Source organism: Gemmatimonadales bacterium (assembly GCA_035502185.1).
GTDB lineage: Bacteria > Gemmatimonadota > Gemmatimonadetes > Gemmatimonadales > JACORV01 > Fen-1245.
Genome location: DATJUT010000002.1, coordinates 1 through 23,288, shown reverse-complemented (window position 1 = coordinate 23,288; position 23,288 = coordinate 1). Strand labels below are relative to the sequence as shown.

Annotated in this window: 22 protein-coding genes and 2 tRNA genes; 3 read left to right on the top strand and 21 right to left on the bottom strand. The window is 74.2% G+C overall.

What is annotated here, in order from left to right; translation table 11 throughout:
* Positions 1–18: 18 nt before the first annotated feature.
* From VMF70_00160 to VMF70_00105, 12 genes are all read right to left on the bottom strand, one after another.
* Positions 19–786 carry a biotin--[acetyl-CoA-carboxylase] ligase gene (locus VMF70_00160; GenBank protein ID HTT66416.1) on the bottom strand — a complete coding sequence of 256 codons (768 nt, stop codon included), beginning with the start codon at positions 784–786 and terminating at the stop codon, positions 19–21.
* Complete coding sequence (locus tag VMF70_00155; protein HTT66415.1) at positions 783–1,757, bottom strand: undecaprenyl-diphosphate phosphatase; 975 nt, start codon at positions 1,755–1,757, stop codon at positions 783–785. The genes VMF70_00160 and VMF70_00155 overlap by 4 nt, the downstream gene beginning before the upstream one ends.
* A 169-nt stretch (positions 1,758–1,926) precedes the next feature.
* A complete protein-coding gene (locus VMF70_00150) occupies positions 1,927–2,919 on the bottom strand; it encodes a UbiA family prenyltransferase (protein ID HTT66414.1) in 993 nt (330 codons plus the stop codon).
* Positions 2,897–4,003: an N-acetyl-alpha-D-glucosaminyl L-malate synthase BshA gene (gene bshA, locus VMF70_00145; protein ID HTT66413.1), complete on the bottom strand. Its 1,107-nt coding sequence runs from the start codon at positions 4,001–4,003 to the stop codon at positions 2,897–2,899. Before bshA ends, VMF70_00150 begins: the two co-directional genes overlap by 23 nt.
* A gap of 4 nt (positions 4,004–4,007) precedes the next feature.
* A complete protein-coding gene (miaA, locus tag VMF70_00140; protein HTT66412.1) occupies positions 4,008–5,069 on the bottom strand; it encodes a tRNA (adenosine(37)-N6)-dimethylallyltransferase MiaA in 1,062 nt (353 codons plus the stop codon).
* Positions 5,070–6,860, bottom strand: a complete 1,791-nt coding sequence (mutL, locus tag VMF70_00135; protein HTT66411.1) for a DNA mismatch repair endonuclease MutL — start codon at positions 6,858–6,860, stop codon at positions 5,070–5,072. It lies immediately after the preceding gene.
* A 58-nt stretch (positions 6,861–6,918) separates the two neighbouring features.
* A complete protein-coding gene (locus tag VMF70_00130) occupies positions 6,919–8,424 on the bottom strand; it encodes a HEAT repeat domain-containing protein (GenBank protein HTT66410.1) in 1,506 nt (501 codons plus the stop codon).
* A 3-nt stretch (positions 8,425–8,427) separates the two neighbouring features.
* Positions 8,428–10,074 carry a hypothetical protein gene (locus VMF70_00125; GenBank protein HTT66409.1) on the bottom strand — a complete coding sequence of 549 codons (1,647 nt, stop codon included), beginning with the start codon at positions 10,072–10,074 and terminating at the stop codon, positions 8,428–8,430.
* Between the two features lie 13 nt (positions 10,075–10,087).
* Positions 10,088–10,831, bottom strand: a complete 744-nt coding sequence (locus VMF70_00120; GenBank protein ID HTT66408.1) for a pseudouridine synthase — start codon at positions 10,829–10,831, stop codon at positions 10,088–10,090.
* Positions 10,828–11,373: an SMC-Scp complex subunit ScpB gene (gene scpB, locus VMF70_00115; GenBank protein ID HTT66407.1), complete on the bottom strand. Its 546-nt coding sequence runs from the start codon at positions 11,371–11,373 to the stop codon at positions 10,828–10,830. The genes VMF70_00120 and scpB overlap by 4 nt, the downstream gene beginning before the upstream one ends.
* Positions 11,348–12,136: a segregation/condensation protein A gene (locus VMF70_00110; GenBank protein HTT66406.1), complete on the bottom strand. Its 789-nt coding sequence runs from the start codon at positions 12,134–12,136 to the stop codon at positions 11,348–11,350. Before VMF70_00110 ends, scpB begins: the two co-directional genes overlap by 26 nt.
* On the bottom strand, positions 12,133–12,816 hold the full coding sequence (locus VMF70_00105) for a site-2 protease family protein (GenBank protein HTT66405.1): 684 nt from the start codon (positions 12,814–12,816) through the stop codon (positions 12,133–12,135). The genes VMF70_00110 and VMF70_00105 overlap by 4 nt, the downstream gene beginning before the upstream one ends.
* Before the next feature lie 151 nt (positions 12,817–12,967).
* On the opposite strand from VMF70_00105, the gene rpsT reads away from it, so the two are divergent.
* Entirely contained in the window at positions 12,968–13,216 is a 249-nt protein-coding gene (gene rpsT, locus VMF70_00100; protein ID HTT66404.1) for a 30S ribosomal protein S20, read from the top strand.
* Here rpsT and VMF70_00095 read toward each other — a convergent pair.
* The 7 genes from VMF70_00095 to VMF70_00065 form a co-directional block, all read right to left on the bottom strand.
* On the bottom strand, positions 13,210–14,130 hold the full coding sequence (locus tag VMF70_00095; GenBank protein HTT66403.1) for a zinc ribbon domain-containing protein: 921 nt from the start codon (positions 14,128–14,130) through the stop codon (positions 13,210–13,212). The genes rpsT and VMF70_00095 overlap by 7 nt on opposite strands.
* The gene (locus VMF70_00090; GenBank protein HTT66402.1) at positions 14,127–14,759 is read right to left on the bottom strand and encodes a class II aldolase/adducin family protein; all 633 of its coding nucleotides are present in this window, start codon (positions 14,757–14,759) and stop codon (positions 14,127–14,129) included. Before VMF70_00090 ends, VMF70_00095 begins: the two co-directional genes overlap by 4 nt.
* A 13-nt stretch (positions 14,760–14,772) precedes the next feature.
* Positions 14,773–16,080 (bottom strand): dihydroorotase, encoded by a 1,308-nt coding sequence (locus VMF70_00085; GenBank protein ID HTT66401.1) that lies wholly within the window; start codon positions 16,078–16,080, stop codon positions 14,773–14,775.
* A 76-nt stretch (positions 16,081–16,156) separates the two neighbouring features.
* Entirely contained in the window at positions 16,157–17,116 is a 960-nt protein-coding gene (locus VMF70_00080) for an aspartate carbamoyltransferase catalytic subunit (protein ID HTT66400.1), read from the bottom strand.
* Positions 17,113–17,685, bottom strand: a complete 573-nt coding sequence (gene pyrR, locus VMF70_00075; protein ID HTT66399.1) for a bifunctional pyr operon transcriptional regulator/uracil phosphoribosyltransferase PyrR — start codon at positions 17,683–17,685, stop codon at positions 17,113–17,115. The genes VMF70_00080 and pyrR overlap by 4 nt, the downstream gene beginning before the upstream one ends.
* A 214-nt stretch (positions 17,686–17,899) precedes the next feature.
* Positions 17,900–17,987: transfer RNA gene (locus VMF70_00070), tRNA-Ser, on the bottom strand.
* Between the two features lie 236 nt (positions 17,988–18,223).
* Positions 18,224–18,310 (bottom strand) — tRNA-Ser (locus tag VMF70_00065).
* A 190-nt stretch (positions 18,311–18,500) separates the two neighbouring features.
* On the opposite strand from VMF70_00065, the gene VMF70_00060 reads away from it, so the two are divergent.
* The gene (locus VMF70_00060; GenBank protein ID HTT66398.1) at positions 18,501–19,481 is read left to right on the top strand and encodes a hypothetical protein; all 981 of its coding nucleotides are present in this window, start codon (positions 18,501–18,503) and stop codon (positions 19,479–19,481) included.
* 203 nt (positions 19,482–19,684) lie between these two features.
* Positions 19,685–20,245 carry a hypothetical protein gene (locus VMF70_00055; protein ID HTT66397.1) on the top strand — a complete coding sequence of 187 codons (561 nt, stop codon included), beginning with the start codon at positions 19,685–19,687 and terminating at the stop codon, positions 20,243–20,245.
* Positions 20,246–20,401: 156 nt separating this feature from the next.
* Here the strand turns inward: VMF70_00055 and tadA are convergent, their stop codons facing one another.
* A complete protein-coding gene (tadA, locus tag VMF70_00050) occupies positions 20,402–20,872 on the bottom strand; it encodes a tRNA adenosine(34) deaminase TadA (protein ID HTT66396.1) in 471 nt (156 codons plus the stop codon).
* Positions 20,865–23,288: ATP-dependent chaperone ClpB (gene clpB / locus VMF70_00045; GenBank protein HTT66395.1), on the bottom strand; the 2,424-nt coding region annotated here is incomplete at its 5' end. The genes clpB and tadA, both read right to left, overlap by 8 nt.

The following is a 23,288-nucleotide window of genomic DNA, read 5'->3' as shown; positions in this document are numbered from 1 at the left end:
GGCGAGACGCCCCGACCGCTATCCTGGCGAGACCCGGCGCTCGAGGGTGCCCTCGAGGCCGAGCACCAGCAGCGCGCCGTCGCCGTCCACGCCCACCGGCGCCTCGGCCCCCGGCTCGACCCACAGCCGGCCGCGCACCGCCTCGCGCTCTGCCTCGTCCAACGCCGCCGGCCGGCCCGCGAGCGCCCAGATGCGCGGGACCAGTGCCTCGAGCAGCGCCACCCGCGTCGCCCCCGCCGCGACCTCGGCCAAGGCGATGGCCGTGCCCCGGACCACGGCTGGTACCGGCCCGGCGACGTTGACGCCGACCCCGACCGCCACCCAGCCCTGGCGCGCGCCCGACCACCGCGCCTCGCACAGCACGCCGCCGGCCTTGCGGCCCGCCACCACGAGGTCGTTGGGCCACTTGAGCCGCGGCGACGCGCCGGGCGCGAGATCCTCGATCGCCGCCGCCGCCGCGAGCCCGACGCGAACCGCGAGCGCGCCGCTGAACGGCCGCACCGCCGGCCGCAGCAGCGCCGCGAGGTACACGCCCGCGCCCGGCGGCGAGTGCCACGCGCGCCCGCTCCGGCCCCGCCCCGCCGTCTGCGCGTCGGCCAGGACCAGCAGGCCGCTCTCCGCGCCGGCCGCCGCGCGCTGGTGCGCCACGTCCAGCACCGAGCCGACGCTGGCCAGCACCTGCACCTCGGTCGCGCCGGTGCGGCGCCCCAGCTCCTCCGCGTCGAGACCGTCGTAGCGGACGGGAGCCGCGACCGGCCCCGCGCCCACCCGGCCGGCCGGCGTCACCGCGGCCCGCCGCCGAAGGCGCCCAGCGCCCAGGCCAGCACCGCGGCGCCGGCCGCGATCCGGTAGACCGCGAACGGCACGAAGCCCCGGCTCCGCACCCAGCCCATGAACCACGCCACCACGGCGTAGGCCACCACGAACGAGACCACGAAGCCGATCGCGAGCAGCAGCCAGGCGTGGGCGTCCATCCGCACCGCCCCCAGCGCGCCCGCGCCGCCGCCGCGCAGCGCCTTCACGAGGTCGTAGCCCGTCGCGGCCACCATCGTCGGCATCGAGAGGAAGAACGAGAACTCGAGCGCCGCCGCCCGCGTCATCCCGGCGAGCTGGCCCGCCGCGATGGTGGACATCGAGCGCGACACGCCGGGGAAGACGGCCGAGAAGTTCTGGCACAGCCCGACCCACGCCGCCTGCGCCACGCTCATGTCCTCCATCCGCTCGGTGCGGGTGCGGAGCGCGCGCCGCGCGTACAGCGCGTCCACCACCCACATCACCACGCCGCCGATCACGAGCGCGCCCGCCATCACGAACAGGCTCTCGAGGTTCTTGCCGATGAGCTTCACGGCCATGAGCGACGGGACGGCCGTGCAGACGAACGCGAGCAGGGTGAGCGTCAGCGGGTGGCGCAGGAGCGCGCCACGACCGACGGGAGCCGCCGCCGAGGCGGCCTCGCCGACCCGGCCGGGGCCGCCGCCGGCCTGGCGCGCCGCAGCCGCCGGAGCCGCCTGGCCGCCCGTGCGGCCTGCCGCGACGAAGCTGGCGAGGAACGCGGCGATCCGCGCCCGGAAGTAGATCGGCAGGGTCGCGATCGCGCCGAGCTGGATCACGATCGTGAACATCTTCCAGTAGCCGCTGCCCAGGTCCACGCCCGCCAGCGCCTCCGCGATCCTGAGGTGCGCCGTCGAGCTGACGGGCAGGAACTCCGTGACGCCCTCGACGATGCCCAGGGCGAGGCTCAGCAGGTAGTCGTTCACTCAGGCTCCGGTGTGCCGGGTCGTCTCATCGGCAGGTGTCGTCAGCGCGGGCTCTCGGGCCGCCACGCGTCCCCGCGGGCCCGCGGTGCCGCCGATCTCGAGCCGCCGATCGGTGCGCGACGGAGGCCACGGTCTCTGCGGCGCGCGCCGGAGGCCCGAGCGCCGCGCCTCAGATCCGCTCCCACAAGAGCGCCAGCAGACCCACCGCCATCGCCAGCTTGATGCCGGCGCGCACCCCGTCGTGGCGGCCCCGCGCGAGCCGCCCCACCAGCACGAGCACGCCCACGTCGAGCAGCAGCACCGGCACGCCGTAGCGCCAGCCGTACCACCGCGCCGCCCACGGCGCCAGCGACGCCGGCACGAACAGCACCAGGATCGCCGCCGCCGCGGCGTACCCGGCGCCCGCGCCGTACGCGATGGGCAGCGTGTGCCGCCCGATCGCGAGGTCGCCCTCCACGTCCTCGACGTCCTTCACCACCTCGCGCGCCAGGTGCAGCAGCGCCGCGAGCGCGGCCGGCACGAGCCCCGCACGCCACCAGCCCACGGCCTGCGCGCCGTACACCAGCGGCAGGCTCGCGATCACGGCGACCGTGAGATTGCCGAGCAGGCCGCGCGGCTTCAGCACCGGCGAGTAGACCAGCATCACCGCCAGCGCGGCGAGGCCCAGGAGGAACAGCGGGCGGCCCACCCACCACGCGGCCGCGAGCCCGAGGCCGCCGGCGACGCCCGCCACCAGCAGCGCGGCCCCGCGCGGCATCGTGCCCACCACCAGCGGCCGCAACGCGTGGCTGATGCGGTCGGCCTCGACGTCGAAGTAGTCGTTCGCCGCGTTGCCCGCCGCACCGAGTCCGACCGCGCTGGCCATCGCCCACCACAGCGCCGCCGGGATCCACAGCTGCCCGAGCGCGAGGAACCCGCCCACCGCGACGCCGGCCGCCGCCATCACGAGGTTGCCCGGGCGCACGATCGCGAGCGGGCCCGGGGCCAGCAGCGGCGTCACGCCCGGCGCCGGCCCGGAGACCGGCGCCGCCGCGCCGTAGCCGTCGCCCGCCGCCGCGCCGACATCGTCGCCCGCCCCCGCCCCCGCGCCCGGGCCGACGCTCGCACCGGCGTCCCCGACGCGCGCCTCCTCCGGCACCTCAGGCGCCGACGACGGCGGCATAGAACTCCTCGTACTGCGGCACGACCTTCCTGATGTCGAAGGTGCGCGCCCGCTCGCGCGCCGCGGCCGAGGCCGCCTTCCACTTCGCCGGATCCGACAGCAGCGCCAGCGCGCCCGCGGCCAGCGCCTCCACGTCGCCCGGCGCCGCCAGGAACCCGCTCACCCCGTGCTCGACCACCTCGGGCAGGCCGCCGGTGTTGCTGCCCACCACCGGCACGCCGGTCGCGAGCGCCTCCAGCGCCGAGAGGCCGAACGACTCGACGTCGCTCGGCAGGAGGTACAGGTCCGCCGAGCGCAGCGCCTGCGCCACGTCCTCCACCTTGCCGAGGAAGCGCACGTGCGCGCCGAGGCCGAGCGTCTCGACCTCGCGCTCCGCCGTCGCCCGCTCGGGCCCGTCGCCCACCAGCACCAGCCGCGAGGGGACCTTGGCGCGCACCTTCGCGAAGATGCGGACCACGTCCTGCAGCCGCTTCACCGGGCGCATGTTGGAGATGTGCATCAGGGTCTTCACGCCCGCCGCCGCGCCGGCCTCCCGCGGCTGGAACTCGTCGAGGTCCACGAAGTTCGGGATCACCGCGATCTCGCACGACGTGCAGCCGAACGCGCGGTAGGTCTCGGCCCGCAGGTAGTCCGACACCGCGGTCACCGCGTCGGAATGCTCGATCGAGTACTTGGTGATGGTGTGGTAGCTCGGGTCCTGTCCCACCAGCGTGATGTCGGTGCCGTGCAGGGTGGTGACGACCGCCACCGTCTGGCCGCCGGTCATCAGCTGCCGGGCCTCCAGCGCGCTCATCGCGTGCGGGATGGCGTAGTGCGCGTGGATGACGTCGAGCCCGTGCTTGACCGCCACCTCGTGCAGCATCACCGCCAGCGCGAGCGAATAGGGCGGGTGCTCGAACAGCGGGTACGCGCCGATCTTCACTTCGTGGAAGGTGACCCGCTCGCTGTAGCCGCGCAGCCGGAACGGCTGCGCATAGGACACGAAGTGCACCTCGTGCCCACGGTGCGCCAGCGCGAGCCCCAGCTCGGTGGCGACGGCGCCGGAGCCGCCGTAGGTCGGATAGCAGGCGATGCCGATGCGCATGGGATCAGGACGTCGCCGCACGATAGCGGGCCAGCATCTGCTCCGCCAGCGCCCCGGGCTCCTCGGCGGCGTCGAACCATGCCACCGGACCCTTGAGCTGGTGGCGCAGCCACGTCTCCTGGCGCTTGGCGAACTGCCGCGTGGCCGTCGTGATGGCCTCGGCCAGGCCCGCCTCGTCCGTCGCGCCGTACATGAACGCGACCACCTCGCGGTAGCCCACCAGCTCCAGGGCCGGCGCGTCCTGCGGAACGTTCGACGCCAGCAGCCGGCGCACCTCGTCCACCAGTCCCGACGCCAGCATCGTCCGGGTGCGCTCGGCGATCCGCTCGGCCAGCTGCGGGCGCGGCAGCCGCAGCACCGCGTACCAGGGGCTCACGCCCGGCACGGGCGGCGCCCCGCTGCGCTGCAGCTCGGAGAGCGGCCGGCCCGCGAGCAGCGCGACCTCGACCGCGCGCGCCGCCCGCTGCGCGCCGCCGCCCTTGAAGCCGCGGTCCAGCCGCGCCGCCCAGCGGGCGAGCCCCTCCGCCCCCAGCGGCGTCAGCACCGCGCGCAGCCGGTCACGGCGCGCCGGGTCGAGCGGCGGCTCCGCGAACAGGCCCTCGAACAGCGCCCGCAGGTAGAAGCCCGTCCCGCCCACCACCACCGGCATCCGGCCGCGGGCGGCGATGTCGGCGATCCACCCGCGCGCGTCGCGCGCGAACCGCCCCGCGGAGTAGCGCTCGGTCGGCAGCACCAGGTCGAGACCGTGATGCGGCAGCGCTTCCCGCTCGGCGGGACTGGGCTTGGCGGTGCCGATGTTGAGGTAGCGGTAGACCTGGCCGGAATCGGCGGAGACGATCTCGATCGGCGCGAGCCGGGCGAGCGCGGCCGCGACCCGCGACTTGCCGATGCCGGTGGGGCCGGTGATGACGAGGACGGGCGCGAGCGCGTCCGGCGCAGCGCGCGAGGCCCCGGCGGCGGCCGACGGCGCGGCCGGCACGGAGCCGGGAGCGGGCGCCTGGGCGGCCGGCGCGGAGCCGGCCGCGCGCGACGCCGCGGTGGACCTTCCGGCGCGCTGCGTCCCCACTCAGCGCCGCCCGAAGCGGCGTTCCAGCTCGCCCAGCGGCAGCTGCACGATCGTGGGCCGGCCGTGGACGTCGTGCGCCGGCAGCTCGGTCGTGAACAGCCGGTCCACCAGCTCCTCCATCTCCTGCATCGTCAGCGCCTGCCCCGCCTTGATCGCGGCGCGGCACGCGAAGGTCGAGGCGAACCGCTCCAGCGGATTGGCGAGCCCGCCGAAGCGGCCGCCGGCCAGGTCGGCCACCACGTCCTTCAGGCAGCGCCCGGCGTCGAACCGCGCGTGCGGCGCCGGCACCGCGTGCACCGCGACGGTGCGCCCGCCGAACGGCTCCAGCTCCCAGCCCAGCCTGGCCAGCGGCTCGGCGTGCGCCTCGATGGCGTCCAGCTCCGCCGGCGCGAACTCCAGCGTCAGCGGGAACAGCAGCTTCTGCGCGCTCCCGCCGCCGCTCTCGAGCGCGCGCATCGTCCGCTCGTACAGCACCCGCTCGTGCGCCGAGTGCTGGTCCACGATCAGCAGCGCGTCGCCGGTCTCCACCAGAATGTAGGCCTCGTGCACCTGGGCCAGCACCCGGATCCGCCGCCCGCCGTCCACCTCCAGCGCCGGCTCCGCCCACGCCTCAGGGCCGGCCGCCGCGACGCCCGCCTCGTCCGCCACGTCGAGCCCGCCCGAATCGAGGAGGCCGAGGCCGTCGGTCTCGTCGCTCACCATCTCGGCCGACGGCGCAGAGCCGGTGCGCACGCTCGAGACCGCCAGGTGCTCCCACGGCATCTGCGCGGCGCCCCCCCCCAGCGGCGCCGCGCTCGCCACGTCGCCCAGGGCTTGGTGCACCGCCTCCTCGACCGCGGCCTCCAGCGCGTAGCGGTCGCGGAAGCGGACCTCGAGCTTGGCGGGATGCACGTTCACGTCCACGTCGCCCGGCGGCAGCTCGAGCATCAGGATCACGCTCGGCCGGCTGCCGGCCGGCACGGTCGCGCGGTAGCCGCGCTCGGCCGCACGCACCAGGAAGTGGTCGCGGATCGGGCGGCCGTTGACGAACAGGTAGGCCACGCGGCCGGTGGGCGCGGCCTCGGCGGGGCGCTGCACCAGGCCGGTGATCCGCACCGCGCCGGCCTCGTGCGTGACCGGCAGCAGCGTGGCGGCGAACCGGCGGCCGAGCACCTGCGCCGCGCGCTCGGCCAGCGACGGCGCGGGCAGCGCCTCGACCACCTGCTTGCCGTCGGCCAGCATCGCCACGCCGAGCGTCGGCAGCGCGAGCGCCAGCGTGGTGACCGCGTCCACCGCGGCCCGGGTCTCGCTCCGCGCGGAGCGCAGGAACTTCCGCCGCGCCGGCGTATTGAAGAATAGCGAGCGCACGGTCACGGTCGTCCCCGGCTGGCGCACCGCGTCCTCGACCGTCGCGACCAGCCCGCCCGTCGCGACCAGCCGCGTGCCCACCGGGTCGCCGGCCGCCGCCGTCTCCAGCTCGAAGCGGCTCACCGACGCGATCGAGGGCAGCGCCTCGCCCCGGAAGCCGAAGGTGCCGATCCCCACCAGCTCCTCGGCCGCGCGGAGCTTGCTGGTGGCGTGGCGATCGAGCGCCAGCAGCGCGTCCTCGCGCCCCATCCCTTCCCCGTCGTCGGCGACGCGCACCAGCGTCTTGCCGCCGGCCTCGATGCTGATCGCCACCGCGCTCGCGCGGGCGTCGAGCGCGTTCTCGAGCAGCTCCTTCACGACCGAGGCGGGGCGCTCGACCACCTCGCCCGCGGCGATGCGGTTGGCGACGGCGTCGGGAAGGATGGCGATGCGGCGCGGAGCCATCAGGCGCCCGCGGCGCCGCGCCCGGCGGGCCTGGTGCGGCGGCGGCCGCCCGCGCGGCTCACGCCGCGGGACCCTGGGCGGCGGAGCGGATCTCGGGGTTCTTGTCGGAGCGGAACGGCTCGACGACGGCCAGCGCCTCGGCCGTGCCGAGGCTGACCAGGGCGCGGAGCGCCGCGAGGCGCATGGCGAGCGGACGGCGGTGGAACATCCCGCCCGCCTCCCGCGCCAGGGCGGCGAGGGCCGGCACCGCGCTCGGCTCCTGCAGCCGGCCCAGCGCCTCGACCAGCGCGAGGCTCACCGCCTCGTCGCCCTCCTCCTTGAGGCGGCCGAGGAGGATCGCGCCCAGGCTGCGGTCGCCCAGCTGCGCCGCCCCCTTCGCGGCCTCGAGGCGGACGCCGGCGTCCCGGTCGCGCAGCGCGGCGATCACCAGCCGCCCCGCCTCGCTGCCGCCGAGCCGCGCCGCGGACGCGGTCGCCGCCCGTCGCACGCCGGCGTCGGCGTGTCGCACCAGCGGCGCGAGGGCCGGCAGGGCCGCCGCCGGGGCGGCAGTCGCGCCCAGCAGCGTCGCGGCCGCGCGCGCCGCTTCCGCGTGGTCCGACGCCGCGCGCTCGGCCAGGTGGCGCACCGCGGCGGCGCCGGCGGTCTCGAGCGCTCTCGCCCACGGCTCGCGGGCCGCGTCGTCCGGCGCGGCCACGTAGGCGTCGAACATCGCCGGCACCGCGCGCGAACCCAGCGCACCGAGCGCGCCGAGCACGGCCTGGCGCGCCGAGGCCGCCGTCCTGAGCTCGCCCACCAGGCCGATCATGGACGCGAGCGCGGGGTCGGTCACGACCGGCGCCAGCGCCGCGCGCGCCGCCTCCGCGGCCGCCGCGTCGCCGCCGGCGGCCCAGTGCGCCAGCGACGAGACCGCTTCGGCGAGCGTGGCGAAGTCGCGCGCGGCCGCCAGCTCGGCCGCGACCGCGCCGAGCCGGGTGATGGGCGCCACCGCCTCCGCCGGCGCGGCGCCTTCGAGCTGGGCCACGAGCCGATGGGCCTCGATGTCGGGCGGCAGGGCGTTGGGCCGGAACACGCCGGTCGAGCGGGCGCCGAGCGGGCCCGCCTCGGCGCCGGACGCCGCCGCGCCCGCGGCCGGCACCCGCGGCGTCGCGGTGGGCCTGCGGACCGCGCCCTCGAGCTGGATGTGCGAGAAGGCCGGCGGCCGCGGCGCCGCCGCGGGCGCGGCGCCGCCCTTCGGCGTGCCACCCGCCGTCTGGCGGATCAGCGACACGAACTCGTCGGCCGTGACGCCCGGCTCCAGGCTCAGCGAGCGGTGGCCGGCCGCGTAGAGGAGGTTGGCGAATTCCTGCACCGGCGGGTTCTGCGGCACCAGCGGCTTGTTGGCCAGCGCGAAGCCGGCAGGCCCGATCCGCAGCTCCACCAGGCCCACGCCCGCGAGCGAGGGCAGCGCCGCCGTCAGGTCGGTCATCGCCTGCTGCACGGCCGGATGGCCGGTCGGGTAGAAACGGCACACCCGGAACGCCTTGCCCACCTCGGCGAGCACCGCCTCCAGCACCTTGGTGTCCATCGCTCAGCGCTTGATGCGCTCGCCCCGATCTTCGTGCCGGAACACCCAGGTCGCCAGCCGCCACGGCGCGATCGGCTCCACGGGGTTGACGCCGAACCACTCCTCGTCGCTCCCCGAGCCCGCGTTCGCCGCGAGCCGCGCCTCGGCCTGCGCCACGATCTTCTTCGCCCGCTCGATCCACAGCGTGCAGTTCACCGGCCGCAGGTCCACCCAGCCGCGCGGCGCCGCCGCCAGCGCGTCGCCCGGCTCCGGCGGCACCACCACGTTCGCGCCCCGGTACAGCGACTTCCCGTCGCTGCACAGGACCGGGATCCCGACCGAGAGCATCTCGGCGCGCAGCACCGCGTCGCGATCCACCAGCGCCTGCGCGTCCCGGCTCACCTGCGCCGGCTCGGTGACGGCCAGCTGCTCCACGCTCGGCGACAGCAGCGACATCAGGTGCGCCTCGAACAGCAGCTTGCTCAGCCGCGGCGGCCCCAGCATCTCGAACGCGACCGACGGCACGTGGTACTCCGCCGTGAGGTCCGCCAGCCGCTCCATCGCCGCCTCGCGCAGGATGCCGGCGCGGTAGGTGGGCCCCGCCGTCGCGCCGTCCATCGCACCGATGATGTCGTGCCCGGTCGGCCGCCCCTCCAGCTCCATCACCACGTGGTCCGCGACTTCCTCGGGGGTGATGAATTCCATCTGCCCCAGCGCCGTGATGGTCGCGAACTCCTCCAGCGAGAACAGGCCGTTCTCGCCCATGTCGATGTACGCCGACTCGAGCGGCCGGCCGAGCGGCACCCAGCCGCCCGCCTTGTCGCCGAACGCCGCGGCCAGCGGCAGCGGCTTCGGGCAGTCGAACAGCGGGATCGGGTTGCCGCCGCGCCGCACCGGGCCGCAGGCGATCTCGCGCCAGCCGATGGCGGCGGTGGGCTTGATCTCCAGCGTCGCCGGCGCCTCCGGCGTGCGGCCGAGCAGGAACAGCAGCAGCGTGTGGGCGCCGGCCACGGCCGACTTGGTCATCAGCGTCCGCGACGGGCGCTCCTCGGAGTGCGTGTAGGGGATGTTGAAGCCCATCCCGCCGGTGCCGCTGGTGCCGATCTTGAGGTACGCGCGCGTGCCCGCGCGCCGCATCCCTTCCATCAGGATCTGCACGTGGCGCGTGAGCTGCGGCATCGGCTCGGTCAGCAGGTGCTTCTCGACCGCCGCCAGGTCCACCGCCCCCTTGGTGGCGAGCGCGTGCAGCGAGCGGGCGGAGCGGTACACGTCCTGGTAGGCGAAGGCCGTCGCGGTGTTGATGCAGTCCACCACCGCGGCGGGCTGGTAGCGCATCAGCAGCTGGACCAGCTGGCTGCGGGCGATCGTCTCCTCGGTCAGGTCGCCGTACACGTCGTCGATCAGCAGCCGGCGGTTGTCCGCCGAGTCGGTGAGCCGGGCGCGATCCGCCTGCGCCAGCGAGGCCGGCAGGTACACGTTGCCGTGCTCGGTGACGATCCGGGTCGCGCCGGCGTACGGCGCCAGGGCCTGGGCGGCCTGCGTGGTCTCGCGCTCGGTGAGGGCCACGATGACGATCGCCGTGGGGCGACGCTCGAGCATCCGTCGCGCCACCGCGTGGCCGACGAGCCCGCTGCCGCCGAGGATCATGATGGTCGAGTCTTGAAGCTCCATACGAGCGCCTGGCCTACCCTGAAAGAGATGGTGGATGCGGCAGCCCGACCGCCGCGTACAGCGCGGCCGTCTCCCGCGCGTCGAGCCGGCGCGCCTGCCCGGGCTCGAGGTCGCCCAGCCGCACCGGCCCGTAGGCGTCGCGCACCAGCCGCCGCACCCCGAGGCCCAGCGCCGCGGCCAGCCGCCGCACCTCGCGCGAGCGGCCCTCGCGGAGCTCCAGCTCCAGCGTGCCGCCCCGCGCCCCGGCCCGGTAACGCCACCGGGCCGGCCGCACCGGACCGTCCGCGAGCGCGACCCCGCCCGCCAGCGCCGCCTTCCCGGCCTCCGTGAGCCGGCCGGTGACCTCGACCCGGTACGACCGCGGCACCTGCCACCGCGGGTGCATCAGCCGGTGGGCCGCCTCGCCGTCCGTGGTGCACAGCAGCAGGCCCTCCGAGTACACGTCCAGCCGGCCCACCGAGACCAGCGACGGCGGCGCCTCGCGCAGCAGGGAGAATATGCTCGGGTACCGGGGGGTTCCGCACCTGCTGGTGACGTAGCCCGGCGGCTTGTGCAGCGCGAGCCACGCCAGCTCGGCCAGCGCCAGCGGCCGCCCGTCGAGCGTCACGCGGTCCGCGGCCGGATCCACCGGGTCGCCCGGCCCCACGGGGGGCGCCCCGTTGACGGCCACCCGGCCGGCCGCCACCAGCTCCGCCGCGCCACGGCGCGACGTGACGCCCGCCCGCGCGAGGAAGCGCGCGAGGCGGACGGTGCTCACGGCTCGGACGCTTGCGGCGGCCGCAGCGCCACGGCCAGCTCCTCGGTGCGCGGCAGGTCGGCGAGGTCCGCCAGGCCCAGCAGCTCGAGGAACAGCGGCGTGGTGGCGTAGAGGATCGGCCGCCCCAGGCCCTCCGACCGGCCGGCGACGTCCAGCATCCCCCGCTCCAGGAGCATCCGCAGCACGCCCCCGCACGAGACGCCCCGGATCTCCTCGATCTCCGCCCGGCCCACCGGCTGGCGGTAGGCGACGATGGCGAGCACCTCGAGCGCGGCCGCCGACAGCTTGGCCGGCCGCGCGGCGAAGGCCGCCCGCTCGATGGCCTCGGCGAAGATCGGCCGGGTCGTGATCTGCCAGCCGCCGGCCACCTCGCTCAGCTCCACGCCGTGGCCGTCGGCCTCGTAGTGGTCGCGCAGCTCGCCCAGCGCGCGGCGCCAGTCGTCCTCGGTGGCCTCGGCGTCGAGCAGCGTCAGCTCGTCGAGGGCGAGCGGGCGCGGCGCGGCGAACAGCGCCGCCTCAAGCAGCCTGGTACGTTGGTCCACGGGCGACTTCGAATGGGGTGAAGGCCTTGCGCTGCGCCAGCGTCAGCGTCCCGACGCGCGCCAGCTCCAGCAGCGCCACCAGCGAAGAGAGCACGTCCACGATCGTCGCGCGCGCCCCGAGCAGGTCCCGCCACCCGAACCGCTCGTGCTCGGCCAGCAGGTCCATCACGCGCCGGGTCGCCGCCTCCACGTTGAGGGGCCGCGGCATCACGCGGAAGATGACGGGGTCGGGCATCATCGCCAGCACCCGCTCCACCGCCTCGATCAGCTCGGTGAGGTCGAACTCGGGGGGCGGCGGCGGCAGGTCGCGCGGCGCGGGGATCCAGCCGCGGGTGTAGCGGTCGGCGCGGCGCCGCGCCGCCGCGGTGAGCCAGTCGGTGATCTCGCGGATCTGCTGGTACTCCAGCAGCCGCCGCACCAGCTCGTGGCGCGGGTCCTCCCACGGCTCCTCGTCGCCGCGCCGCGGCAGCAGCATCTGCGCCTTGATCCTCAGGAGCCGCGCGGCCATCTCGAGGTACTCGGCCGCCTCGTCGAGCCCCAGGTCGTGGATCGCCATCAGGAACTGGTCCGCGATCCGCGCGATGGGGATGTCCCAGATGTCGATCTCCTCGCGGCGGATCAGCGCCAGCAACAGGTCGAGCGGGCCCGAGTAGCGCTCCAGGCTCACCACGAACCCGCCGCCCGCCCCCGGCTCGCCCGCCGCCGCGGCCGCGCCGGCGCCCGCGGGGGCCAGGCCCTGGGCCGGCGCCCCGGGCGCGGTCACCGGACCGCCGCCGGCAGGGCGAAGGAGCCCACGGCCGAGAGGGTGAGGCGGCTGGCCATGTCGGCCGGCCAAAGCAGCACGTTCCACACCACCGAGAAGGACGGCACCATGAAGGTCAGCAGCAGCACCAGGAAGCCGTAGCGGCCGACGGCCCGGTAGCGCGCGCCGAGGGCCGGCGGCAGCAGGTGGTAGAAGATGTGCGAGCCGTCGAGCGGCGGAAGGGGCACGAGGTTGAAGATCGCGAGCACGTAATTGAGGAAGATGCCGAAGAACATCATCCGCTGCAGCAGGCCGAGCACCGCGGCGCTCGCGGGCAGCGCCTGTCCCAGCACGCCGAACAGGGCGAACACCACCGCGCACACCAGGGCGAGGCCCAGGTTGGTGACGATCCCGGCCGAGGAGACGATGAGGTCGCCGCGACGGTAGTTCCGGAAGTTGCGCGGGTTGATGGGCACGGGCTTGGCCGAGCCGAAGGTGAACGTGCCGTGGCTCAGGAACCACAGGCCGACCGGCACCAGGATGCTCATCATCGGGTCGATGTGGGGCAGCGGATTCAGGGTCAGGCGGCCGAGCATGTACGCCGTGGGGTCCCCCTGCCGGAACGCGGTCCAGGCGTGGGCGTACTCGTGGGCGACGACGGAAAACAGCAGCACGGGCAGGACGAGGAGGAAGTCGGTCACCGGCTCTCGGGCGTCTCCGCGCGTCAGGGAGGGCGCAACCTAACCCGCCCGGAAACCCTTGTCAAAGCACGCACTTCGCTTGACTGGCCGCCTCCGCGCCACTACTGTTCGCGCTCGTCAATCGCCGTGGTCAGCCGACCGGAGAAACGTCGTGCCGAAGCTCAAGTCGTCGAAGAAGAAGATGCGTCAGGCGCGCGCGCACACCGCCCACAATCGCGCGCAGCGCTCCGCCATCAAGACCGCCGTCAAGCGGGCCCGGGCCACCCCGACGGCCGAGAGCGTGAAGGCCGCCGTGCGCGCGCTCGACCGGGGCGCCGGCAAGGGTCAGATCCACCGCAACACGGCGGCGCGCAAGAAGTCGCGGCTCGCCCGCCTGCTGGCCAAGCAGAAGACTCAGTAGGGCGCCAGCTCGGCGCCGCATTTCTCGCAGTACCACTCCGACGGGAGATTCTTCGTCCCGCATTCGGTGCACACCAGCGTCTTGGTGGTGCCGTCCGAGTCGCGGACCGGGGACTTCGCGGCCGCCGGCGCCGCCGCGGCCGGCGCCGGCGCACGCTCCGGCTTGGGCTCCGGCTTCGGCTCCGGGGCCGCGGGCGCGGGCCGCGCCTGCTCGAGCCGCTCCTGCTCGAGCCGCGCCGCCTCGGTCTTCGGGGCCGGCGCCGGCGCGGCCGGGACCCCGCCCCGGTCGCTCAGCGAGCGCAGGAACTCCAGCTCGTCCACGGCCATCTGCGGCTGCGAGACGCGGGGCCGGCCCGGATCGGACGGGCGGCCGCGGGGCTCGCTCGCGGCCAGTGCCGGGCGCTCCTCGACGGCCGGCGGAGGCGGGGGCGGCGGGGGCGGAGGCGGAGGCGGGGCCGCAGCCTTCCGCGCGCCGACGCCCTTGATCAGGCCGAGGATCTCCTCGTAGCGCTCGATGTCCCGCTCGACGACGCTGATCTCCTTGGTCAGGTCGGCCAGCGCCTCCTTGCACCGCGCCGCGATCTCCTCGTACTCGTCCTCGCCGAACTCCCCGACCTGCCGCCGCAGCCGCGCCTCGGCCAGCTCGTCGGTGCGGTCCGCGTGCTGCTTGGTCAGTCCCTCGGCGCGCGTCTCGGCTTCCTCGAGCGCCTGCCGGACGCCGTCCTCGTGCTCGGCCAGCTCCTTGGTCACGTCGTCGAGCCGGGCGGCGTAGTCGGCGCGCACGCGCCGCGCCACGTGCGAGGGCGCCGCGCCCGCCGCTTCCGCGTCGAGCCGCTCCAGCCATTCCTGGAACTGGCGTTGCTGGTCGAGCAGGCGCTCGACCGCCGTCTGGCTCTTGGTGCCCTTGCGCGTCATGACGTCCTCCGCGGCGGCATCAGCCTCGCGACCTCCTCCGGCGACAGCGGCCGGGCTCCCCCCAGCAGGCGCGCCACCAGTAAGATACGCGCCCCCTGCTCCAAACTCTCCATCCGGAAGCACGCGGCCTCCACCGTGGGGCCGAGGGTCACGGCGCCGTGGTTGGCCAGCAGCATCGCGTCGTGCTCCCGGGCGAAGGGGCGCACCCGCTCGCCCAGCTCCGGCGTGCCGGGCGCGCCGAACGGCACGATGGGCACCATCCCGAACTGGGTCACCAGCTCCGCGAGCGACCCGTCGCCCAGGATCTTGCCCGCGACCGCGAACCCGGTCGCCACCGGCGGATGCGCGTGCACCACCGCGGCGACGTCGGGGCGCTGGCCGAAGATCGCCAGGTGCATTCCCAGCTCGGTGGACGGCCGCGCCTGGCCGCGCACCACGCGCCCGGCGAGGTCCACCTCCACCAGGTCGCCCGGCTCCAGCTCGCCCTTGTCGCGGCCCGCCGGCGTCACCAGCAGGCGGTCCGGCCCGCACCGCGCGGCGATGTTGCCGTCGGTGCCCGCGATCAGCCCCCGCTCCGACAGCCGCGCCCCCGCACGGCACACCGCGCGAGCGACCGCGAGCCGGTTCACCGCGCCGCGCCGCTCACCGGCCCGCCGGCGCGGCCGGCGTGTCGCCCCGCCGGTGCACGATCTCGCCGCCCACGATCGTCCAGCGCACCACGCCCCGCAGCGAGCGGGCCGCGAACGGCGTGTTGCGGCTCTTGGAGAAGAAGCGCCCCGGGTCCACGGTCCAGCGCGCCGCCGGATCGAACACCACCACGTCGGCCGGCGTGCCCGGCGTGAGCGTGCCCGCCGCCAGGTGCGCGATCTCGGCGGGCCGCGTCGCCAGCGCGCGCACCAGGCCGGGCAGGTCGAGCACCTTGCCGTCCACCAGCTCGGTCAACGCCACCCCCAGCGCCGTCTCCAGCCCCACCACGCCGAACGGCGCGTTGTCGAACTCCTGCTCCTTGGCGTCGTAGTGGTGCGGCGCGTGGTCCGTCGCGATGCAGTCGATCGTCCCGTCGGCGAGCCCCGCGCGCAGGGCCGCCACGTCCCGCCCCTCCCGGAGCGGCGGGTTCATCTTCGCGTTGGTGTCGTAGGCGCCGCAGGCCGCGTCGGTCAGCGCCAGGTGGTGCGGCGTGGCCTCGGCCGTTACCCGGACGCCGCGCGCCTTGGCGTCCCGGATCATCGCCACCGTGCCCGCGGTCGAGACGTGCGCCAGGTGCACGTGCCCGCCGGTCAGCTCGGCGAGCTGGATGTCCCGCGCCACCACCACGTCCTCGGCCGAGCGCGGAATGCCCTTGAGGCCGAGGCGGGTCGAGACCAGGCCCTCGTGCATCGCGCCGCCGGAGGAGAGCGACAGGTCCTCGCAGTGGTCGATCACCGGGATCCCGAAGCTCAGCGCGTACTCGAGCGCGGTGCGCATCAGGTGCGCGGTGGCGACCGGCCGGCCGTCGTCGGAGACGGCGACGGCGCCCGCGCCCACCAGCTCGCCGAACTCCGCGAGCTGCTCGCCCCTCTGCCCGAGCGACACGGCGCCGATCGGGTAGACCCGGGCCGTGCCGGCGCGGCGCGCCTGCGAGACGATGAAGCCCACCGCGGCCTGGTTGTCGGTCACCGGATCGGTGTTGGGCATCGCGCACACCGACGTGAACCCGCCCGCCACCGCGGCCCGCGCGCCCGTGGCGATGGTCTCCACGTCCTCGCGGCCCGGCTCCCGGAGGTGCACGTGCAGGTCCACGAAGCCCGGCGCCACCACGCAGCCCGCGGCCTCGAGCACCTCCGCGCCTTCCGCCCCGAGGCCGGCGCCGACGGCCGAGACCCGGCCGTCCGCGAGCAGCACGTCGGCCACCTGGTCGAGGCGGCGCGCCGGGTCGATCACCCGGCCGCCCCGGATCAGGATCGGCTTCACCGCGCCCCCCGATACTTCGCGCCACGCGCGCAGCGGGCTTCGCGCCGCCCGCAACCAGACACGGTCCGGCTCGACATCACCTCTCGGGTGCCCCCTTCGCGCTCTCGGCCAGCTCCGGCTTCCCGCCCGCCAGGAGGTACAGCACCGCCATCCGCACCGCGACGCCGTTGGTGACCTGGTCGAGGATCACCGCGTGCGGGCCGTCCGCCACCCGCGAATCGATCTCCACCCCGCGGTTCATCGGCCCCGGGTGCATGATGATCAGCTCCCGGGTAGACCGCTCCAGGCGCTCGAGCGTGACGCCGAACACCCGGTAGTACTCGCGCGTGGAGGGCACGTAGCCGGCCTGCATCCGCTCGAGCTGGAGGCGCAGCACGTTCAGCACGTCGGCCCACTCTATCGCCTCCTCCACGCGGCGGAACACCGTCACGCCCAGCTCGCCGATCCCGAGCGGCAGCAGCGTCTGCGGCCCGCACACCGCGACCTCGGCGCCGAGCTTCAGCAGGCCCCAGATGTTCGACCGCGCCACCCGCGAGTGCAGCACGTCGCCCACGATGCACACCTTCGTGCCCGCGATCGGCCGGTGGTCGCGGATCGTGAGCAGGTCCAGCAGGCCCTGGGTCGGGTGCTCGTGCTTCCCGTCGCCCGCGTTGATCACGTTCGACTCGATCCGCTCCGCCAGGAACTTCGCCGCCCCGCTCGAGCCGTGGCGCATCACCACCATGTCGATGCGCATCGCCTCGAGGTTCCGGGCCGTGTCCACCAGCGTCTCGCCCTTCACCACCGACGAGCCGGTGCTGCCCACGTTCACCGTGTCGGCCGAGAGGCGCTTCTCGGCGAACTCGAAGCTGATGCGGGTGCGGGTCGAGGGCTCGAAGAACAGGTTGACGATGGTCTTGCCGCGCAGCACCGGCACCTTCTTGATCGCGCGCTCGCTGATCTCCTTGAACGGCTCCGCGGTGTCGAGGATCAGCCGGAGGTCGTCGGCCGAGAGGTGCTCGAGCCCCAGCAGGTCCTTGCCCAGCGCGCGGCTCACGGCTTCGGCTTCCCCTTCCCGGCCCGCGCCGCCCGCAGCACCTCAACCGCGTCGCGCCCGTCCAGCTCCCGGACGAGCACGTCCACCCGGTCCCCCGGCGCGGTCGTCACCTTCTCCCCGATCACGTCGGCCTGGATCGGCAGCTCGCGCCCGCCCCGGTCCACCAGCACCGCCAGCCCGATCCGGGCCGGCCGCCCGAAGTCGGCCAGCTGGTCGAGGGCCGCGCGGACCGTGCGCCCGCTGAAGAGCACGTCGTCCACGATCCACGCGTGCCGGCCGTCGAGCGCCACCGGCAGCGAGGTCGGGCCGATCAGGGGCCGCGGGCCCACCACCTCGAGGTCGTCGCGATACAGCGTGATGTCGAGCGAGCCGCGCGGCACGTCCACGTGCGCCGCCGCCGCGACCGACGCCGCGAGCCGCGCGGCCAGCTCGACCCCGCGGCGTTGGACGCCGATCAGGACGAGCAGACGGGGATCCGGGGTTTGCCGCACGATGTCCTGGGCCATCCGTTGCAGCGTGCGTTCGACCGCACCGGCGTCCAGGACGAGCTGGCGCTCTTCAGGCGGCATATTGGCGGGGAAACGTAAGGCGCTGACGCGCCAGTTGCCAGTTGCCGGACAGCAGGGTGGAAGTGGTTACCAGCCGCCAGAGCCGAGGGGCCAGACCGGTGGCAGGTCCTGGCCACGGGTCTGGCCCCCGTCGGGCTCAGCTCTGGGAACCACTGCCCTACCTCGCCGTCTGGCAACTTCACTGCGCTCAGGTCACCGAGTTCCGCCTTCAGAACGGATGGGGTGGGATTCGAACCCACGAGACCCTTTTGGAGCCCACACGCTCTCCAGGCGTGCGCCTTAAGCCACTCGGCCACCCATCCAAAACCGGGACAGTTGCGAGACGCCGAGTTCCGTGCAACCGCCTCACAACCAAGGCAGTTGCGAGACGCCGAGTTCCGTGCAACCGCCTTGGCGATCAGCTCCGACCGCCCCGCCCCTGCCAACTGCGGTTGGGAGGGGCCTCGAGACTCAGCCCTCGCTTCTCGTAACAACTCGCAACTCGGCGTCTGGCAACTGCACCGCAATCTCCGAGCTGCCTTGCGGCATTCTCCACAGGCGGACAGGGTGGGATTCGAACCCACGGGACCCGCAAGGGCCCACCGGTTTTCGAGACCGGCCGTTTCAACCGCTCACGCACCTGTCCCGGCGGGGGAAACCTACGCAGCCCGGGCTTCCCGAGACAACTCGCCCGGGGCCCGCCCGACGGTCGAGTGAGGACCGTCACTGTCCTTCCCGGCCCGGCCTTGGTAGGCTAAGACGCTCCACCAACATCATCGTGCGCCCCGCCCGTCGGCGGGGCGACCGGCACACCTGCGACGCAGGAGGCACTTCGCATGCGCCCCACCAGTCTTGCGGCGCTCCCCCTCGCCCTGGCCGTGGCCGCCGCCACGTCCTGCAGCAAGGAGAGCCCCACCGGCCCTACCACTCTCGGCAACGTCACGTGCGGCAGCGCCGACCAGTCGGTCTGCCCGCGGGCCGGTCTCACGCTGGGCTTCAACGGCACGACGGCCACGCCGACGATCGCCCTGGCGAACGCCAGCACCACCGTCACCGCCACCTCGTCGGCCTACGAGGTCACCGGGACGACCAGCGCCACCCTGCCGGGCTACTGGCTCGTGGTGGTCGGCGGCAACCTGCGGGCGTGGGGCCAGATGGGCGTCCTCACCGGCGCCTTCATCGCCGACATCCCGCTGTTCTGCGGCCAGCAGGCCGTGCTGTTCCGATTCGACAACGGCAGCGGCACCTCCTACTGGTACAGCAACGTGACGCTGCGCAACTGCACCACGCCGCTGTTCCGGGCGCAGCTGACCTGGGACACCAACGAGGACGACACGCTGAACAGCGACATGGACCTGCACCTGATCCGGCCGGGCGGCACGATGAACGGCGACAGCGACTGCTTCTTCGCCGACTGCAAGGTGATCGAGGTGCCGGCGGGCCTCGAGTGGGGCGCGACGGGCCCGGCGGGCAACCCGAGCCTCGACGTGGACAACGTGATCGGCTTCGGCCCGGAGAACATCACCATCCAGTCGGCCCCGGACCCCGGCGCCTTCCCGGTGATCGTGTACAATTACAGCGGCTTCGCCGGCACGCACCCGACGGTGAAGATCTTCTTCAACGACGTCGAGGTCGCGCGCTACACGTCCGCGCAGCCCGTGGACTGGCCGAACAACGCGTATTGGTACGTGGCGACGGTGGATATCGCCAACCAGGTGATCACGGCCAAGAACACGTACTCGGGGACGCCGCCGGTGGCGCCCATGGCCAGGAGTATCGCGATGCCACGCAAGCTGGCCGCGCCGTTCCGGAGATAGAGCCGGCGCAGGGGCGGAAGCAGCCCGCCAGTACGCCGGGATGTGGGTGACCGGAAGCCGGGAGCGGTGAGGGGCCAGTCCGACGTGGGTACGACCCGCGAGGACTCGCCCCTCGCCTCACCGCCCTCGCTACCGCTCGACTCCCGGCGTGCCGCGACGGCACTGAATGCAGAGCCAGACTGTCCACCGAGAAAGGAAGCCGCGTGCCGCCTGCCGAGTCACCGCTCGAGGCCTGGAGGACCTTCTACCAGATCGTCGGCGCGTCCGCCGGCGCGCTGACGGGCCTGCAGTTCGTGGTCGTCGCCCTCAGCGCCCAGTCGCCGACGCTTCGCAGGTCGGAGGCCTCGATCCTGGCCTTCGGCACGCCCACGGTCGTCCATTTCTGCGCCGTGCTCCTGGCGGTGTCCATCCTCAGCGCCCCGTGGCCGTCGCTGTCCGGCGCCGCGGTGGCCCTCACGCTCGGCGGCGCGGCCGGGATCGCCTACACCGCCATCGTCATCCGGCGCGCGTCACGGCAGCGCGCCTACGTCCCGGTGCTGGAGGACTGGCTGTGGCACGCGGTGTTCCCGGCCGCCGGGTACCTGGCCCAGATCCTGGCCGCCATGGCCCTGCCCGACCATGCGCCGGTCGCGTTGTTCTGGCTGGGAGGCGTCGCGCTGCTCCTGCTGCTGACGGGCATCCACAATGCGTGGGATGCGGCGGCCTACATCTCGCTCGGCACGCACCACGGAGCGGACGGCGAACAGAAGGCCGGGGGACAGTGAAGTTGCCAGACGGCAAGGAGGAAGTGGTTACCAGATGTCAGTTGGACGGGGGCCAAACCAGTTGCCGGTTCTGACCTCTGGTCTGGCTGCGGCCAACTGGCAACTGACAACCACTTCCCCCTTCGCCGTCTGGCAACTGTTCTGCGATCCGCCAGCCTACTTTCTGGCCTCCTTGAAGAACTCCTCGAGCAACGCAGCGCACTCCCGCTCCAGGACGCCGGGCACCAGCTCGACCCTGTGATTCAGTCTCGGGTGCCGCAGCAGGTCGTGCAGGCTGCCCGCCATCCCGGCCTTCGGGTCCCACGCGCCGAACACCACCCGCGGCACCCGCGCCAGCACGATCGCGCCCGCGCACTGCGCGCAGGGCTCGAGCGTGACGTAGAGCGTGGCGCCCAGCAGCGCGTCGCCGCGCGTGATCCCGCCCTCGACCGCGGCGTCGAGGCAGTCCATCTCCGCGTGCAGCCGCGGGTCCCTCCGCTCCCGCATCCGGTTGCGCCCCGACGCGAGCACGACGCCCTCCCGCACCAACACGGCGCCGACCGGCACCTCTCCCGCGCCGCGCGCGGCCGCCGCCTCCGCGAGCGCGAGGCGGACGCCCGCTTCGTCCTGCTCCCGCCGGCTAGGCACGCGAGCCCGCCGCCTTCTCGAAGCTCAGGGCGTTCCCCGACGGGGCGCGGTCCACTCGGATCACGTCGCCCTCGGCGTACTTCCCCTCCAGCACCGCCAGCGCCAGCGGGTTCTGCACCAGGCGCTGGATCGCGCGCTTCAGGGGCCGCGCGCCGAACACCGGGTCGTAGCCCTCGCTCGCCAGCAGCCGCTTCGCCGCCGGCGTCACGTCGAGCTGGAGCTTCTTCTCGGCGAGCAGCGCGGAGGCCCGCGCCAGCTGGAGGTCCACGATCTTCTCCAGCTCCTCCTGCCCGAGCGGCCGGAAGATGATGGTGTCGTCCACCCGGTTGAGGAACTCCGGCCGGAACGCCTGGCGCAGCGCCTCCAGCACCCGGGTCTCGACCTCCTCCCAGTTGCCGGTCCCCAGCTCCAGGATCCACTGGCTGCCGAGGTTGCTGGTCATGATGATCACGGTGTTGCGGAAGTCCACCGTGCGGCCCTGCGAGTCGGTCAGCCGGCCGTCGTCGAGGATCTGCAGCAGCACGTTGAACACGTCGGCGTGCGCCTTCTCGATCTCGTCGAACAGGATCACGCTGTACGGCCGCCGCCGCACCGCCTCCGTGAGCTGGCCGCCCTCCTCGTAGCCCACGTAGCCGGGCGGCGCGCCGATCATCCGCGCCACGGCGTGCTTCTCCATGTACTCCGACATGTCGAGCCGCACCAGCGCGCGCTCGTCGTCGAACAGGAATTCCGCCAGCGCCCGCGCGGTCTCCGTCTTCCCCACCCCGGTGGGGCCGAGGAAGATGAAGGAGCCGGTGGGCCGGTTGGGATCCGACAGACCGGCGCGGGAGCGGCGCACGGCGTTGGCCACCGCCGCCACCGCTTCGGGCTGGCCGATCACCCGCGCCGCGAGGTGCGCCTCGAGGTGCGCCAGCCGCTGCTTCTCCGACTCCATCATCCGCGTGACCGGGATGCCCGTCCATCGCGCCACGATCTCCGCCACGTCGTCGGCATCCACCTCTTCCTTGAGGTACTTCCCCGTCTTCTGCACCTCGGCGAGCTTCGCCTCCGCCTCCTTCAGCTCCCGCTCCACGCCCGGCGCGGCGCCGTAGGTCAGCTCGGCCGCCTTCGCCAGGTCGCCGCGGCGGGTCGCCTGCTCGGCTTCGGCCTTGAGCGACTCGACCTTCGCCTTGAGGCCGCGGATCCGCTGGATCGCGTCCTTCTCCGCCTGCCAGCGCACCTTCATCGCGCTCGAGCGCTCGCGGGAATCGGCCAGCTCCTTCTCCAGCGCCTTCAGGCGCTCCTTGCTCGCCTTGTCCTTCTCCTTGGCGAGCGCGGTGCGCTCGATCTCGAGCTGCACGATGCGCCGCTCGACCTCGTCGATCTCCTGCGGCAGCGAGTCGATCTCGATCCGCAGCCGCGAGGCGGCCTCGTCGATCAGGTCGATGGCCTTGTCGGGCAGGAACCGGTCGCCGATGTAGCGGTCGGAGAGCGTCGCCGCCGCCACGATCGCCGGATCGGTGATCCGCACGCCGTGGTGCACCTCGTAGCGCTCCTTGAGGCCGCGCAGGATCGCGATCGTGTCGGCCACCGACGGCTCGCCCACCAGCACCGGCTGGAAGCGCCGCTCCAGGGCCGCGTCCTTCTCCACGTGCTTGCGGTACTCGTCGAGCGTGGTCGCGCCCACCACGTGCAGCTCGCCCCGGGCCAGCATCGGCTTCAGCATGTTGGCGGCGTCCACCGCGCCCTCGGCCGCGCCCGCGCCCACGATGGTGTGCAGCTCGTCGATGAAGACGACGAACAGGCCCTCGCCCGCGGCGATCTCCTTGAGGACCGCCTTCAGCCGCTCCTCGAACTCGCCGCGGTACTTGGTGCCGGCCACCAGCTGGCCGATGTCCAGCGCGATCACCCGCTTGTTGCGGAGCGACTCGGGCACGTCGCCGTTGACGATCCGCTGCGCCAGCCCCTCGACGATGGCCGTCTTGCCCACGCCCGGCTCGCCGATCAGCACCGGGTTGTTCTTGGTGCGCCGCGACAGCACCTGGATCACCCGGCGGATCTCCTCGTCCCGGCCGATCACCGGATCGAGCTTGCCCGCACGGGCCTGCTCGGTGAGGTCGCGCGTGAACCGCTCCAGCGCCTTGTACTGGCCCTCCGGGTGCTGGTCGGTGACCTGGTGCGCGCCGCGCACCGCCTTCAGCGCCTCCATCAGGTCGTCGCGCTTGACGCCCGCGGCGGCGAACAGCTCGTGCGCCGTGGTGCCGCGGGTCTGCGCCAGCGCGAGCAGCAGGTGCTCGGTCGACACGAAGTCGTCCGACAGCTTCCCGGCTTCCTGCTCGGCGCGGTCGAGCGCGGACACCAGCTCGCGCGAGAACTGGGGCTCGGCGCCGCCCGACTGCTTGGGGAAGCGGTCCAGCTCGCGGCTCACCTCGTCCTT